Raw genomic sequence first — 14,377 nt, 5'->3', positions numbered from 1 at the left:
CCTGGGCCTGCGCCCGCCCTCAAGGACACGGATTGCGTGCTGCCGGAAGGGCCCGAGGAAGGGGAGGCAGAGGGGTGGGGAGTGAGACAGTCCCCACCCGAAACACGAGAAGGGGCGCCCGTACCGTCGGGCACCCCTTCTGGCCAGCTACGTAGCTGGCTTCGGCGGAGGCTGTGGGATTTGAACCCACGGTGACGTTGCCGCCACGACAGTTTTCAAGAGCGTTCCGGCTAGAGCCTCCATCAGCCCGCTGAACTGCGACTACTGACCTGGAGAGCTCCAGCATGAGGCGGCTGGCCCGCACGTGGCCCACAGTGCTGGCTTGGGCCCATGGGCCGAGCCAGCTGTGGGCCAGCAGGAGTCAATCAACCGGAACCCACGCCTCCGCGCAGCAGCGTTTTCGTCCAAACGATGAGGTTCTTCATCACCGCTGCACTTCGGTCTGCGCCCGAGGGGCCGACGAACGGCATGAGCATCAGAGCCGGCAGGCTTGCCAGCGTAACGAGCAGCAGCGGCAAAAGCCCCAAGGCCACGATCATGACCCTCTGGATTCCACGTACTTGCATAACCACGGTTGTCAACGCGTCCACTGAGTCGCTCGTCTCCAAGTCAGTTGGTCCGTTCCTTGACCAACACCCTGCCTCCGAATACGTAGTTGCGGTAGAAAGCAACTATTGCCAAGGTGTGGCACCGATGAGCTACTGAGGAGTTAGGTTCCCCGTGCGCGAAATCTCCAGGTCAACGGCTCGCCTCACTGAGGTGGAGGTCAGCCAACTCCCAGAGGTTGCAGAGCTTGCAACAGCGTTGACGACCATGTTCAACGCGCTGGAGATCTCACAGCAGCGCTACGCGGCTCGCACGCTCATGGACAAGAGCACGGTCTCCCGATACCTCAACGGCCGTCGAGTAGCGACTCAAGACTTCATTGATCGAATGCTTGCAGAGATTGAGCGGTATCGCGGAACTCCAGTAACCGAGGAGACGAAAGTGCGCCTCAGGGGGTTACGCCTTGCCGCGCTTAAAGTGAGCGACCCTCAGACCTTTGAGCTCGAAAATCTGCGAAACCAGGTGGACAGATCCCATCGAGAGATTCGAAACCTAAGCCGCCAGCAGGAAGCCTTGGAAATGCTTCTCGACCAACGAGAGGCTGCAGCGGATGAAGCAATTAGACAGCTAGACGAACTTCGCAGCGACTGGGTAGCGGATCGATTGGAGAATGAGTCCTCGCTGGAATTACTTTCAGGTAAATATCGGCGACTGGAGACCGACCAGGAAGAGCTGAGGGATGAAATTGCCCGACTCCGCAAGCAACTCGATGAGGTCAATAGACTCAAGGAGGCAACAGAAGAGAAATGCGAACTGCTTGAGCAAAAACTCATGGAAGCCGAGGTGGCGCTAGCCGAGCGCCTGCGCGAAAGCACAGAACGATCATTCACCCTTTCCCTGGAGGAAGCCAAGGAGGAGATTGGGCGTGCGTACGAAAATCAACTCTTTCACGAAGCGGCCCGGCTGCTGTCTCTCTCAGCTGCCCACTTTCCTGAAGCCGACACGACTGAACTCACAATATGGCTTCTCACGGAGAAGCGAGATCTGGACGCCTTTCGACTCCTCGATGACGCCATCCGATTCAACTCGATCGAATTCACCGATAATCTCGTGAGGGATTTCATCGAGCAATCACTAGTTGCTTCCGAGCAGAAACAGTACCTCTGGACTGACAGGATCGCGTCGAGGATCGCAACTTCTAAATCGAGAGTAGAGTTGCAGGAGCTCTACGACCGCTGGCACCGTGGACCTCGCATGTACAAGCCTCTCGGAATTATCCGGAAAGCCCTAGTCGAATGGGCTTCCCGGGCAAGCGTCAGCGATTCTGTCGCAATGCTAGAAACTCTGAGAAAGCACAGCGATACCGTCATCGCAGTTCGCATGCTTCACCAACTTGGAGCCGGAACTTCGAGAAGCGTAACGCGATTGATTGATCGATGCCGTCAACGAGGCTTGGATTGGGAAGCTGACACAATATCCTTCCGCCATGAATGGAATAGTCGCGATCACGCGAGATAGGACGTTGCCACGATCGACATTTTCGCCTTTGCAGGTGGTCGCCTCAGCGTGGAAAACACCCTCTGCCGGGACCTTGGTTAGCCTCGATGAATTCGACACCCATGTTCCAAATATGCCACTTCCCTGGACTGCCGAGCCTCGGCAGCAGCGAGGATTCGTCGGGCGAGACTTCTACGCCAAGGTGCTGCACGGGACGCAGACGCGAGCGAACGCCTTGATCGAGCAGGAGCTGGACGGGTGAGGGTACCTGCCACCCTCGAAATCCTGGCCCGCCACTGGCCCGTACGCCCTGGTCAGCGCCGGGATATAGGCGAACCGGGGTGAGACAGGACGGACAGAAGGGGTGCCCCGCCGAAGCGGGGCACCCCTTCTGACCAGCTAGTTCGCTGACCTCTGCGGAGGCTGTGGGATTTGAACCCACGGTGACGTTGCCGCCACGACAGTTTTCAAGACTGTTCCCTTAGGCCGCTCGGGCAAGCCTCCCCGCGGCACCGGTGCGCCTGTGGCGTAGGTGTCGCGGGGATCAGACTAGCGCGTCACTTGTCGCCTGTGCGCTGGCCCAGGGTGACCTGGGTGGTGTGCTCCTTGCCGCCGCGCTTGTAGGTGAGGGTGACCTGGTCGCCGGGCTTGTGCTGCCAGATCTCGCTGATGAGGGTGGGGCCGCTGTCGATGACCGTGTCGTCGAGCTTGGTGATGGTGTCGCCGGGCTTGAGGCCCGCCTTGCCGGCCGGGCCGTTCGGGGTGACCGCTTCGGAGCCGTTGTTGCCGGTCTGGGCGATGGTCGCGCCGTCGCCGGTGTCCCGCATGCCGACCTGGACGCCGATCTGGGGGTAGACCGGCTTGCCGGTCTTGATCAGGTCCTCGGCCACCCGCTTGGCCTGGTCGATGGGGATCGCGAAGCCCAGGCCGATGCTGCCGGACTGGCCGGACTCGCCGCCCAGGCCGCCGTTGCCGGCCGACTGGATGGCGGAGTTGATGCCGATGACATTGCCGCCGGCGTCCATCAGCGGGCCGCCGGAGTTGCCGGGGTTTATCGAGGCGTCCGTCTGGAGCGCGCTCATGTACGAGGCGCTGGTGCCGCCGCCGTCGCTGGAGGCCACCGGGCGGTCCTTGGCGCTGATGATGCCGGTGGTGACCGTGCCGGACAGGCCGAAGGGCGCGCCGATCGCGATCGTGGCGTCGCCGACCTGCACGTTGGAGGACTTGCCGAGCGGGAGCGGGTTGAGCGGGGCGCCGGAGGCGTTCTTGAGCTTGATGACGGCGACGTCGTAACCCTGGGCGTGGCCGACGACCTCGGCGTCGTACTTCTTGCCGTTGGAGAACGTCGCGGTGAGCTTGCCGCCGCCGGCCGCGCTGGCCACGACGTGGTTGTTGGTGAGGATGTGGCCCTGCTTGTCGTAGATGAAGCCGGTGCCCGTGCCGCCGTCGCCGCCGGCACCCTGTGCCTCGATCGTCACGACGCTGGGCAGCGCCTTCTGCGCTATCCCGGCGACCGAGGTGGGCTTGCGGTTCAGCGCGCCGGCGTCGCCGGTCGCGGAGACCGTCGTCGAGGCGCTGTCGCTCTCGCCCGCGGCCCAGAAGCCGATGCCGCCGCCGATACCGCCGGCGACCAGCGCGGCCGCCAGGACGGCCGCGATCAGGCCACCGTTGCGCCGCTTGGGCGCGGGGACGGCGGACGCGCCCCAGGGGTCGCCGCCACCATACGGGGGCTGACCCCAGCCGCCAACGGACGAACCGTGTCCGGCCTCCGGGTAGGCGGGGATCCGGGTGGTCTGTTCGGTCGCGCCGGCGGGGCCCGGGGCGGCGGTCGGCGCGAATTCCGGCGGCGGGGGAGCGGCCGGCGCCGGCGGGGCGTCGGGAGTCTGTGCGCCGGAGGCGGACGCGGGGGCGCTGTCCGGCCACGGCCCGGTCGGCGGCTTGGCCTCCGACGGGACGGCGGCTCCCTCGTTCTCGGTGCTCACAGCTCTCTCCTCAACTTCACGATGGTCGGCGCCCACGGCCCGGGCGGGTAGGTCACCCGCGTGCCCCCGGTGTGTCCGATGCCGGGGGCGGGCCGTGTCTTCCGGGTCTTGCAGGTCTTGCGGTTGTCGCAGGTCTTGCGGTTGTCGCAGGTCTTGCGGTTCTTGCGGTTCTGGGTGCGGGTGGATCGGGCACCCGGTACTCCAGGATTAAGGATCCGGGCGATACGGGCGAGTCCCGGTCCGCCGGTCCGGGTTCGCGGGTCCGGTCCACGGCTCCTACCCAGCGGATCCGCACCGGCCGCGAGCCCCGGTCCGTGTGTCCGGTCCGCGCCATACGGGCCGGGCGATACGGGCGAGCCTCCGTCCCAGCCTTTCCCACCACGCGTCAGAGCGCCGTAAGCCGAGGCTGTGACTGTGCCCTCATCCTTTATGTCGGACAAAACCGGCGCATCCCCTGTTACCCGCCCCGGGGGACGGGTGGGTGACCCGGCGACGGTGGATGGCACGATAACGCGGTGACCTATGCACGCCGTGCCCAGGACGCCCGCCCGGGTCGTCCCGCAATTTCCGTCGTAGCCCATCGAGGTGCCTCCGACGATGCGCCGGAGCACACCCTGGCCGCCTACCGCAAGGCGATCGAGGACGGCGCGGACGCCCTGGAGTGCGATGTCCGGCTGACCGCGGACGGCCATCTGGTCTGCGTCCACGACCGGAAGGTGAATCGCACGTCCAACGGGCGCGGCGCGGTCTCCGCCCTGGAGCTGGCCGATCTCGCCACGCTCGATTTCGGGTCCTGGAAGGAAGAGGGCTTCGCGAACGAGGCGCCGGACCGGCAGCACGAGGACCCCGAGCGGACCTCCGTACTGACGTTGGAGCGGCTGCTGGAGCTGGTCGCCGACGCGGACCGCCGGGTCGAGCTGGCCATCGAGACCAAACATCCGACGCGCTGGGCCGGACAGGTGGAGGAGCGGCTGGTCGAGTTGCTGGGCCGGTTCGGGTATACAAAACCGGCCATGCGCGCCGATTGGACATCTCCGGTCCGGGTCATGAGCTTCTCGGCGCGCTCGCTGCACCGCGTCCACGCCGCGGCGCCCGACATCCCCGGCGTTTATCTGATGCAGTTCCTCAGCCTGCGGCACCGCGACGGCCGACTGCCGCCCGGCGTCGGGATCGCGGGCCCCGGGATGCGGATCCTCCGCTCGCACCCCGAGTACGTCGCCAAGGCGCATCGCGCGGGCAACCAGGTCCACGTATGGACGGTCAATGAGCCCGCCGATGTCGAACTGTGCCAGGAATTGGGCGTGGACGCGGTGATTACAAATCGCCCCAAGCAGGTACGAAGTCAACTCGGCCTTGGCTAAAGCTCATCACAGGGTGTGCACCGGCGCATTCGACGGGTATTCGATTGTGTCTAATGCGTCACTGCGTGCCGCTTGGCCGGTTTCCGGTCCAGTCCATTGGGGCATTCATCCCGTGGCGTGGGGCAAAGGAGGTCTCGGGGGTGGCGTTGGTGGTGGCACAAGAGGTGCCGACGTCGTCGATCATGGCCGTACCCCATGGTCCAGCGGGTGTGGGCATGGCCAGGCGGCGCATGCGTGAAGAGCTGTTGGCAAGTGGAGTTCAGGACACAGTCGTCGATGATGCGGTCCTTATCCTTTCGGAGCTATTGAGCAATTCGTGTCGACATGCGCGTCCGATATACGAAAACGGATCACCGGGTTCCGTAAGAGCGGCATCGAAGGACGCCGCGAAGGATGTGTCACGGGGCACCCCGTCGGCATCCGTCCGGGCCTCCTGGCGTATCGACGCACAGGGCCGGCTGACCGTCGCGGTCACGGACGGCGGCGGCCCGACCCGGCCACTTCCGGCCACTCCCTCGGTCACGGCGCACGGCGGCCGCGGGCTGGCGATCATCCGGTCGCTCGCCAAGGACTGGGGCGTACGCGACACCGCCACCGGTGAAGTGACGGTCTGGGCGGTCCTCTCGCTCCAGGGCGCATTCGCTACGCGCGTGGATCTGACGCCCGATCTGCCGCCCTCGCTCGCGACGGGCGCGGGACGGGCCAACGGCCGGCCGGGTCCGACGCTGGGCCCCGCCTTCGTGGATCTCGACGATCTGACGTAGCGGGACCGACGTAGTGGCGACGATCCGACGTGACGGATCCGGCACAGCGACGACGATCTGACGCTGCGGCACGCGCCGGTGGCCGTGCCGCAGCGGGCCGGACATGGCCCCGCCACGCGCCCGACACGGCCTCATGGCCGGCCGGGCGCGCCCTGGTACGCAATCCTCTAGGCTCGCGCCGAAACGCGTCCGTACGCCCAGGATCGACCAGGAGACACCGTCGTCATGGCCAAGAAGCGCCGCCCCCAGTCCCAGGCCGCAGCACCGCAGATCAAGGACGGCGAGGTGCCGGTCGTCGGCGCTCGCGAGCCCTGCCCGTGCGGCTCCGGCCGCCGGTACAAGGCGTGTCACGGGCGGCGCGCGGCGCACGCCGCCACCGAACTCGTGCAGCGCCCCTTCGAGGGCCTGCCCGGTGAGTGCGACTGGGTGGCGCTGCGGGAGCTGGTACCCGCCGCCACCGCCGAGTTGACGCTGAAGGGCGGACTGCCCGAGGGCGTCCCGGCCGTGAAGCTGGCGACCGTGCTGCCGATGGCCTGGCCCGCGCTGCGCCGCGACAACGGCACGGTGCTGCTCGGTCTGCAGAACGACACCGCCTCCGGCGACATCAGCCGCGACCTCGCCGACACCCTGCAGCGCGCGCTGGTCGCGGAGCCCGGCACCCCGGTCGCCGCCGGACGGCCCGCAGCCGACGGCCCCCGGCTCCAGGATCTGCTCGACCTGGACGCGCCTTTTGAGCCGACCGTCCACACCGGCTTCGAGTTCTGGGTGGAGAACGCCGAGAACGCCACCGGAGAGGTCGCCGCCTCCCTGGAGCGGGCCAACGCGGCAGCCATCCCGACCGCCCGGATCCCCGGCCTGGAGGGCGCCTACTGGTGCCAGGCCCCGGAGAAGAACCATCTGCGCTGGGTCACCTCGTACCCCGAGGAGCAGCTGCTGGACGCGCTCGCCCGGCTGCACGCCGCGGGCACCTCCTCGCTCGGCGAAGGCACCCGCCTGGTCGGCTCGTTCCGCGCCCACGGGCTGGTCGTGCCGGTCTGGGACCTGCCCTCGTCGATGGACGCCGCCGCGGTCGCCGAGCCGGCCGCGGCGTTCGCCGAGCGGCTGACGAAGGCCCTCGCGACGGACGCCCCGCTGACCACCGAGGAGCGCCGGGCGCGCGGCGGGCTCACCAACCGTCAGGTCACCCTGAGCTGACAGTGACGGCCTCGACCGTGGGCCCCCGGAGACCCCAGGCGTGACACCCGTCACAACTCGCCGTACCTGCCGGTAAATAGGCGTCCGGAAATCCACGATCGAATTTGCGAACTGCCGATCTCTTGTTACGGTTCTAAAAGCCCGGTCGCTGGTGCATCCCCCGTCGCCAGCGACCGGGCGCTTCCATGTCCGGAGCCGGGCGCTCGCCCCGGAACCCGCACGGACGCCGTCCCGCGCGATCCTCGTGGGCGGCCCGCGCCGTCAGTGGCCCGAACCATTGCCCCCGGGCGCCGAGTTGCTGCCGGAGCGCAGCAGCAGCCGCTCCCCCCGCGCATCGGAGATCTCCGCCACCGCGCCGTACGCCTGCCGTCTCGTGTGCACGGTCGCGCCGGCCGGTGTCTCGCACACGCCCGGCTCGTCGGCGGCCGCCACCTCACAGTGCACCTGGACGGTCCTGCCGTCCGGCCGCAGCAGCGCCAGTACGGCGCGCAGCGGGCCGCCGGTGAGGTTGCGGTAGTACGTACGCGCCCACGTCCGGCCCCCCTCGGCGAGCACACAGGTCTGGGCCTCGATCCCCTGCGGAGAGGCGAGTTCGGGCCCGCAGCGGGAGGTGCGCCCGGGGAGGAACGGCAGATCGAGTTCACCGAGGGGGCTGGTGGGTTTCTGGCGCTTGGTCGTGCTTGCGGGGCGACTGGGACCGTTGGGGCTAATAAGGCTCTTGCCCCACTTGGCGTGCCTTTCCGGGCCGACGCCGTTGGCGAGCCTGGAGCTCTTTTCGGCCGTGACCGCCCTCCCGGACCCCGCACCCGAAGCGCGGGCACCCCCGCCGACGGCGAGGAGGGAATCCGCCGGGCCGGCGATCGCGGCGCCCAGCGGCACGGCGACGGCGAGCGCCGCCGCACCGGCGAGCCCGATCATGCGGAATTTCTGCGCACGCTGCATGGGCCCCACCTGCGATTGAGATGCCGACGACGCGACGACGGCTTGACGGTGAGACGAACCTATCGGCCGACAAGGGTGCCCGTCGGCGCCCGGACACCCGTTTCCCGTACTGGACCGGGCCGGTCGCACCCGTACGGGTGAACCGCCCGCGGGTCGTTGGGGCGACCCCCGCGGGAGACGGTCCGCGCGTCAATACGCGAGCCGGCTGCCACCGTCCGGGGTGCTGGTGCTCGCCATGACGAGTGCATCGACGATCGTGGCCACCTTCGGCAGCCAGGGCGCGGCCGACGGCGGGGGTCCCCCCTGCGCATGGGGGTCCCCCCGCTCGAACGAAGTTGAGAGTGGGGGAGAAGTTGAGAGCTTGGGGGAAGCCGGCGGCCGCTCCCAGCGCACCTTGCCGGCGCCGATCTGGGACGGCGGGAGCACCAGATAGCCGCCCTCCCCGTGGAACCGCAGCGAGCTGGGCACCCAGTCCTGGGAGTGCAGCAGCTCCCCCAACTCCGGGAGGTCGTAGGGCGATACGAGCAGCGACCAGCGGGTGGGCGTGGCCACCACGGGGCCGAGGCGTACGCCGAAGTGGTCCAGGGCCGCCAGGGCGCGGGCGCCGGCGACGGCAGGCAGGCTCACCGCGCAGGGCGCGCGGCCGCCGGTGGCCAGCACGATGGGGGCGTCCGGGCGGTTGGTCCACCACCAACGCACCATCCGGGCATCGGTCGTGGCCGCCAGCAGGCCGGGGTCGAAGGGGTGCGCGCCGGGCACCACACAGTCGGGGTCGGGGCAGCTGCACCGGCGGGCGGGCCGCTCGGCCAGGCCGAGCCGGGCGCCGGCCGGCTGCCGGCCGGCGGACCTGAGTCCCACACCGGGAAGTACTGGCCACTGCCACTCGGTGGCGCAGTGGAGCGCCGCACCGAGCAGCGCCGACCTTCCGCCGCGCCGGAACAGGAGCTTGCGTCGCCTTCCGAGGATCTCGCGCATGAGCGCTCGTTCCTTTCCGTTAACGCCGAGGGCTATGTCCATCGCACTACATGGCACTACTTGCCGGTACACAATCGTTTCGCGCCGCACCGCTTCATGTCGTCGTGTGGCGTTCTTGCGGCCCGGTCATATGACCCGGGGTCGATCGCTCATCGATCACGCCACGTGGATCTTTGGTCACCGCGTGTACAAGGCAGCGCATCACGCCGTACGCCGAGCGTGGAACGTGGCGGAGGGTGGCGCGCGCATGGCGCTTGCGCTTCCGTAGTGCGGTCCCCGCCACTTGGGAGTGCGTCGCGGTCGTCGCCGTATTAGACGCCGGTGCCCGCCGGAGAGTTCCGGTACGGCCCCAACTGGCCCCGCACCTTTCCGAGTACGTACCCGCCATGTGGTGATGACGCGCTGTCGATCGCCGCCAGTCGACCGCAAATTGACGCTCAGGGGGCTATTTTCAGGCCAATCTACAGACCTCGTTGACACCACAAACCCCATTGGGACAGTGCTGGACATCACATCGCTGGTGCGTGTACATGTGGAGGCATTGATAGCGGAGCAGCATGACATGGGGGTTTGCGATGCTATTGAGGAATTTGCGCGGCCAAACGTACCGCACAAGATCACTCAACAAAATGCCGCACTCCCTACCAAAAAGCGGCCTGACCTGGGGCAATACCCGGCGCGACGATAGCCGTCGGCCATGACCGCCCCCCATGTGCCGAAAGTGGCTGGAATCGAACCAGCTCTTCCCGCCCCCACGCACACTGCCGACCCGCGCGTGGCAAAGACCCCCGCGGACGCCACCACCGACACCCCCTCCGACCCCTCGTCCGGCGCCCCTCAGGACGCCACGGACCCCACGGCCGGCACCGTGCCCGGCCCCTCCCCCGAGATCTCCGTCGTCGATCAACTCGCCGCGGTCCAGGACCGGCTGGCCGGCTGGATCTCCGACCTCAGCACCCTGCACGACCTGACCGAACAGCTCGCGCGCACCCGCACATTGCAGGACGCCCTGCACGAGCTGCTGCGCGCCGGCGCCTCACTGGTCGGCGCGCGCCGCGGTCTGGTCGTCCTCGCACCGGCCGACGGACTCGGCCCGGAGACCACCGTCGGCCTCGGTCTCGGCCACGCCGAAATCGGCCACATCGAGACCATCCCGCGCCGCGCCCTGTCGTACGCGCGGATACTGGACGGCCTCCCGGAGCCGGGTGCCACCGGCGACGACACCCGCACCGACCCGCTCGACGAGACCCGTCGCGGCGCCCCTGGCGAGGGCCTTGTCCCCGGCCGCCGACGCGACCCCCGGATCGACGCGCGTACCGAGATCACCGAGCCCGACATCCCCGGTGAGAAGAGCCTCGACCCCCGCCTGCGCGAGGTCGCCGCCCGCCTCGGATACGCCGCCAGTTACGCCGTTCCGCTCACCGCCGAACCCCTCGGCAGAACCGGCGCCGCGGTCTGGCTCTACGACGAACCGGCCGAACCCACCGAACGCCAGCGCCACCTCGTCGGCCTCTACCGGGCGCACGCCGCCGAACACCTCGCCCGCCTCCTCGAGCTCCACCGCAGCCAACAAGCCGGCCGCATCCTTCGCGAGGAGCTGTTGCCCCGCCGGCTGCCACGGGTCCCCGGCGTACGCCTCGCGGTGCGGCACAGCACCGGCCCGCGCGGCGGCGGCGACTGGTACGACGCACTGCCGCTGCCGGACGGCGCGCTGGGCCTGGCCGTCGGTTCGGTGACCGGCTCCGGGCCGAGCGCGGTGGCCGCCATGGGGCGGCTGCGGGCGTCCCTGCGCGCATACGCGGTCATGGAGGGCGAGGATCCGGTCGCGGTCCTCTCGGACCTCGAACTGCTGATGCGGCTGACCGAGCCCGCCCGCAGCGCCACCGCGCTGTTCGCCTTCACCGAGCCGCCGCCCGGCGCGCCGGGCGCGCCCCGCTCCCTGGAGGGCATGGGCGGGGGCGCCTCCGGCGGTAGCTGGGGGAGCGCGGCCATGCCGCGCAAGCTGGTGCTCGCCGGGGCCGGTCACTGTCCGCCGCTGATCCTCGGGGAGCTGCGGACCGAGTTCGTGGAGACCTCGCTGTCCGCACCGCTGGGCATGCTCGCCTGCTGGGAAGCGCCGAGTGTGGAGATCGAACCGGCCGGCGGCGAGACCCTGCTGCTCTACAGCGACGGGCTGCTGCACCGCACCGGCGAGCCCATGGACCGCGCCTTCGCCCGGCTGCACGCCGCCGCGGCCGGTGTCCCCAGGGCCGCCCGCCATGATCCGGAGGCGGTCGTGGACCACATCGTGCGCACGATGCTGCCGCAGGGACTGGACGATCCGTCGTCGGAGGAGGACGTGGTGCTGCTCGCGGCGTACTTCGAGGGGTAGCGCGGGCAGCGCGTATTTCGGGAGCAGCGCGCTTCGGGGAACAGCGTGTAGTTCAAGCCTGACGGCACGCCGCACACCCAAGCTCCGGTGGCCATATCGCGCCCTATGACCGGAGTGCCCGAGAGGTCACACCTTCCTGCCCCTGGACCGCTTTCAATCCGCACATACGATGGAAAGCGGTTCAGTCGCGGTTCAGTCTTAAAAGGAGGCATTGTGACCGACGAGCTCACGCCGGAGACCCCGGACGAGGACGAGCAGCCGATCAAGCAGCGCAAGAACGGCCTTTACCCGGGCGTCTCTGATGAGCTCGCGGAGAACATGAAGAGTGGCTGGGCCGACACCGAGCTGCGCGACCTGCAGCCGATCGAGCAGGCCCCGAACGCCGCCCGGCGCCGCGCCGCACTGTCCGCGCGCTTTCCCGGTGAGCGCCTGGTGATCCCGGCGGGCAATCTCAAGACCCGCTCCAACGACACCGAGTACGACTTCCGCGCCTCGACGGAGTACGTCTACCTCACCGGCGACCAGACCGACGACAGCGTCCTCGTCCTGGAGCCGAAGGGTGACTCCCACGAGGCGACGATCTACCGGCTGCCCCGCTCCAACCGCGAGAACGGCGAGTTCTGGCTGAACGGCATGGGCGAGCTGTGGGTCGGCCGACGCCACAGCCTCAGCGAGTCCGAGGCGCTGCTCGGCGCCCCCTGCAAGGACGTCCGCGAGCTGGCCGCCACGCTCAAGGAGGCCACCGGCCCGGTCCGGGTCGTCCGCGGGCACGACGCCGGCATCGAGGCCGCGCTGACCGACAAGGTCACCGCCGAGCGCGACGAAGAGCTGCGGGTCTATCTGTCCGAGGCCCGCGTGGTCAAGGACGCGTTCGAGATCGGCGAGCTGCAAAAGGCCGTCGACTCGACGGTGCGCGGCTTCGAGGACGTCGTGAAGGTCCTGGACAAGGCCGAGGCGACCAGCGAGCGCTACATCGAAGGAACGTTCTTCCTGCGCGCCCGCGTCGAGGGCAATGACGTCGGCTACGGCTCGATCTGCGCCGCCGGCCCCCACGCCACCACCCTGCACTGGGTCCGCAACAACGGCGAGGTCCGCTCCGGCGACCTGCTGCTGCTGGACGCCGGCGTGGAGACCACCACCCTCTACACCGCGGATGTCACCCGCACCCTGCCGATCAACGGCCGCTACACCGACCTCCAGCGCAAGATCTACGACGCGGTGTACGAGTCCCAGGAGGCGGGCATCGCGGCGGTCAAGCCGGGTGCGGCCTTCCGTGACTTCCACGACGCGTCGCAGCGGGTGCTCGCCGAGAAGCTGGTCGAGTGGGGCCTGCTCGAGGGCCCGGTCGAGCGGGTGCTGGAGCTGGGGCTGCAGCGCCGCTGGACCCTGCACGGCACCGGCCACATGCTCGGCCTCGACGTCCACGACTGCGCCGCGGCCCGCACCGAGGCGTACGTCAACGGCACGCTGGAGCCCGGCATGGTGCTCACCGTCGAGCCCGGCCTGTACTTCCAGGCGGACGATCTGACGGTGCCCGAGGAGTACCGCGGCATCGGCGTCCGGATCGAGGACGACATCCTCGTGACGGAGGACGGCAACCGGAACATGTCGGACGGGCTGCCGCGGCGGTCGGACGAGGTCGAGGCGTGGATGGCGGGGCTGCTCGGCAAGTAGGCGTATGACGCTCGGAGGGGTTCGCCGGTGAATGCCGGCGAACCCGTCCGGGGCGGGTGCCGGCGGGCTCCTCCGGTGCCGGCCGGGCCCGTCAGCCGTCGACGGCCGCGCCGTCGTGCCGCGCGAGCAACGCCCGCTCCTCCTCGGGGGAGTAGCCGCACTCCAGCGGCGGCTCACCGCGCTCGCGGTCCCAAGCCAGGACGTCGGCGGCGGTCGCCTCCAACGGGGTCGCGGGCAGGCCCGCCGCCCGGGCCCGCGCCGGGTCGCGCTGCTGCGTCGGCCGGTCCGGCCGGACCAGCGGGAACATCGGCGGCATTCCCTCGGCGGACACCCGTACGATCTCGACCTGGCTGCCCGCCACCCGCGCACAGGTTTCGATCAGCCCGCCGAGCGTGACCGGCTCGGCCGGCCCCACCGCGTGGAACGCTCCCGGGCGGTCGTCGGCGAGCAGTTGCACCACCAGACGGGCCAGGTCGCGCGAGTCGATGATCTGCACCGGCTGCCCCGGGTCGGCGGGCAGCGCCACCCGTCCGCCGCGCGCGGCCCGGCGGGCCCAGTACGTGAACATGTCCGAGGGGTCGTACGGCCCGGCCACCTTCCCCGGCCGCACGATCGTCGCCCGCGCGCCGTACCGGGCCAGCACATCGTCCTCGCAGGCCACCTTGAGCCGGCCGTAGGTCTCCTCGACGAGCTCCTCGGTGTCGCGTACGGGCGGACGGCGCGGGGTGTCCTCCGTCGAGCCTGGCGCCACCCCTGTGCGCGCGTACACCGCGTGGCTGGAGATGAACAGGTACCGCCCGACCCGGTCGCCCAGCGCGTCCATCGCCTGTCCGACGTGGCGCGGAACATAGCCGCTGACGTCCACGACCGCGTCCCAACTGCCGTCGCACAGCGCCGCGTAGTCGCCGGTGTCCCGGTCGCCGATCAGCCGGGTCAGCCCGGGGAACAGGTCGGTTCCGGTCTTCCCCCGGCCGAACAAGGTCACCTCCGCGCCGGTTCGCAGAGCGTCCTCCACGATGGCGCGGCCCACGAATGACGTACCGCCAAGAATGAGAATCCGCATGGGTGTTG

Annotated in this window: 12 protein-coding genes and 2 tRNA genes; 7 read left to right on the top strand and 7 right to left on the bottom strand. The window is 69.2% G+C overall.

Features of this window, described 5'->3' with window-relative positions; all coding sequences use genetic code 11:
• Positions 1–165 precede the first annotated feature (165 nt).
• Positions 166–241, bottom strand: a tRNA-OTHER gene (locus tag KI385_RS23835).
• Positions 242–365: 124 nt separating this feature from the next.
• Entirely contained in the window at positions 366–539 is a 174-nt protein-coding gene (locus KI385_RS23830; protein ID WP_238574175.1) for a hypothetical protein, read from the bottom strand.
• 181 nt (positions 540–720) lie between these two features.
• On the opposite strand from KI385_RS23830, the gene KI385_RS23825 reads away from it, so the two are divergent.
• A complete protein-coding gene (locus tag KI385_RS23825) occupies positions 721–2,064 on the top strand; it encodes a coiled-coil domain-containing protein (protein WP_238574174.1) in 1,344 nt (447 codons plus the stop codon).
• A gap of 112 nt (positions 2,065–2,176) precedes the next feature.
• Positions 2,177–2,305, top strand: coding sequence for a hypothetical protein (locus KI385_RS43965; protein WP_281066897.1), 129 nt, complete (start codon positions 2,177–2,179; stop codon positions 2,303–2,305).
• Positions 2,306–2,460: 155 nt separating this feature from the next.
• On the opposite strand, the gene KI385_RS23820 is transcribed toward KI385_RS43965, so the two are convergent.
• Positions 2,461–2,547: transfer RNA gene (locus KI385_RS23820), tRNA-Ser, on the bottom strand.
• 53 nt (positions 2,548–2,600) lie between these two features.
• A complete protein-coding gene (locus KI385_RS23815; RefSeq protein WP_238574173.1) occupies positions 2,601–4,025 on the bottom strand; it encodes a S1C family serine protease in 1,425 nt (474 codons plus the stop codon).
• 515 nt (positions 4,026–4,540) lie between these two features.
• Between KI385_RS23815 and KI385_RS23810 the strand changes: the two genes are divergently transcribed.
• From KI385_RS23810 to KI385_RS23800, 3 genes are all read left to right on the top strand, one after another.
• Complete coding sequence (locus KI385_RS23810; protein WP_238574172.1) at positions 4,541–5,386, top strand: glycerophosphodiester phosphodiesterase; 846 nt, start codon at positions 4,541–4,543, stop codon at positions 5,384–5,386.
• Positions 5,387–5,439: 53 nt separating this feature from the next.
• Complete coding sequence (locus KI385_RS23805) at positions 5,440–6,150, top strand: ATP-binding protein (protein WP_238574171.1); 711 nt, start codon at positions 5,440–5,442, stop codon at positions 6,148–6,150.
• A 225-nt stretch (positions 6,151–6,375) separates the two neighbouring features.
• Positions 6,376–7,344, top strand: coding sequence for a DUF5926 family protein (locus tag KI385_RS23800; protein WP_238574170.1), 969 nt, complete (start codon positions 6,376–6,378; stop codon positions 7,342–7,344).
• Between the two features lie 261 nt (positions 7,345–7,605).
• On the opposite strand, the gene KI385_RS23795 is transcribed toward KI385_RS23800, so the two are convergent.
• Together KI385_RS23795 and KI385_RS23790 are read right to left on the bottom strand one after the other, a co-directional pair.
• Entirely contained in the window at positions 7,606–8,286 is a 681-nt protein-coding gene (locus KI385_RS23795) for a hypothetical protein (RefSeq protein WP_238574169.1), read from the bottom strand.
• Positions 8,287–8,475: 189 nt separating this feature from the next.
• The gene (locus tag KI385_RS23790) at positions 8,476–9,261 is read right to left on the bottom strand and encodes a bifunctional DNA primase/polymerase (RefSeq protein WP_238574168.1); all 786 of its coding nucleotides are present in this window, start codon (positions 9,259–9,261) and stop codon (positions 8,476–8,478) included.
• 697 nt (positions 9,262–9,958) lie between these two features.
• Between KI385_RS23790 and KI385_RS23785 the strand changes: the two genes are divergently transcribed.
• The gene (locus KI385_RS23785; protein WP_425356946.1) at positions 9,959–11,632 is read left to right on the top strand and encodes a PP2C family protein-serine/threonine phosphatase; all 1,674 of its coding nucleotides are present in this window, start codon (positions 9,959–9,961) and stop codon (positions 11,630–11,632) included.
• A gap of 213 nt (positions 11,633–11,845) precedes the next feature.
• Entirely contained in the window at positions 11,846–13,306 is a 1,461-nt protein-coding gene (locus tag KI385_RS23780) for an aminopeptidase P family protein (RefSeq protein WP_238574167.1), read from the top strand.
• A gap of 91 nt (positions 13,307–13,397) precedes the next feature.
• Here the strand turns inward: KI385_RS23780 and KI385_RS23775 are convergent, their stop codons facing one another.
• The gene (locus tag KI385_RS23775; protein ID WP_238574166.1) at positions 13,398–14,369 is read right to left on the bottom strand and encodes an NAD-dependent epimerase/dehydratase family protein; all 972 of its coding nucleotides are present in this window, start codon (positions 14,367–14,369) and stop codon (positions 13,398–13,400) included.
• Positions 14,370–14,377 lie beyond the last annotated feature (8 nt).

Origin of the sequence: Streptomyces inhibens, from assembly GCF_022221585.1 — a bacterium.
Classification (GTDB): Bacteria; Actinomycetota; Actinomycetes; order Streptomycetales; family Streptomycetaceae; genus Streptomyces; species Streptomyces inhibens.
Note: the sequence above shows the minus strand (reverse complement) of the source record. Positions and strands in the feature narration are given on the sequence as shown.

What these genes read in the sequence shown, in the direction of transcription:
- KI385_RS23830 (WP_238574175.1), bottom strand. Translation starts at nt 539, where the DNA reads ATGATCGTGGCCTTGGGGCTTTTGCCGCTGCTGCTCGTTACGCTGGCA.
- KI385_RS43965 (WP_281066897.1), top strand. Translation starts at nt 2,177, where the DNA reads ATGCCACTTCCCTGGACTGCCGAGCCTCGGCAGCAGCGAGGATTCGTC.
- KI385_RS23805 (WP_238574171.1), top strand. Translation starts at nt 5,440, where the DNA reads ATGCGTCACTGCGTGCCGCTTGGCCGGTTTCCGGTCCAGTCCATTGGG.
- KI385_RS23800 (WP_238574170.1), top strand. Translation starts at nt 6,376, where the DNA reads ATGGCCAAGAAGCGCCGCCCCCAGTCCCAGGCCGCAGCACCGCAGATC.
- KI385_RS23795 (WP_238574169.1), bottom strand. Translation starts at nt 8,286, where the DNA reads ATGCAGCGTGCGCAGAAATTCCGCATGATCGGGCTCGCCGGTGCGGCG.
- KI385_RS23790 (WP_238574168.1), bottom strand. Translation starts at nt 9,261, where the DNA reads ATGCGCGAGATCCTCGGAAGGCGACGCAAGCTCCTGTTCCGGCGCGGC.
- KI385_RS23785 (WP_425356946.1), top strand. Translation starts at nt 9,959, where the DNA reads ATGACCGCCCCCCATGTGCCGAAAGTGGCTGGAATCGAACCAGCTCTT.
- KI385_RS23775 (WP_238574166.1), bottom strand. Translation starts at nt 14,369, where the DNA reads ATGCGGATTCTCATTCTTGGCGGTACGTCATTCGTGGGCCGCGCCATC.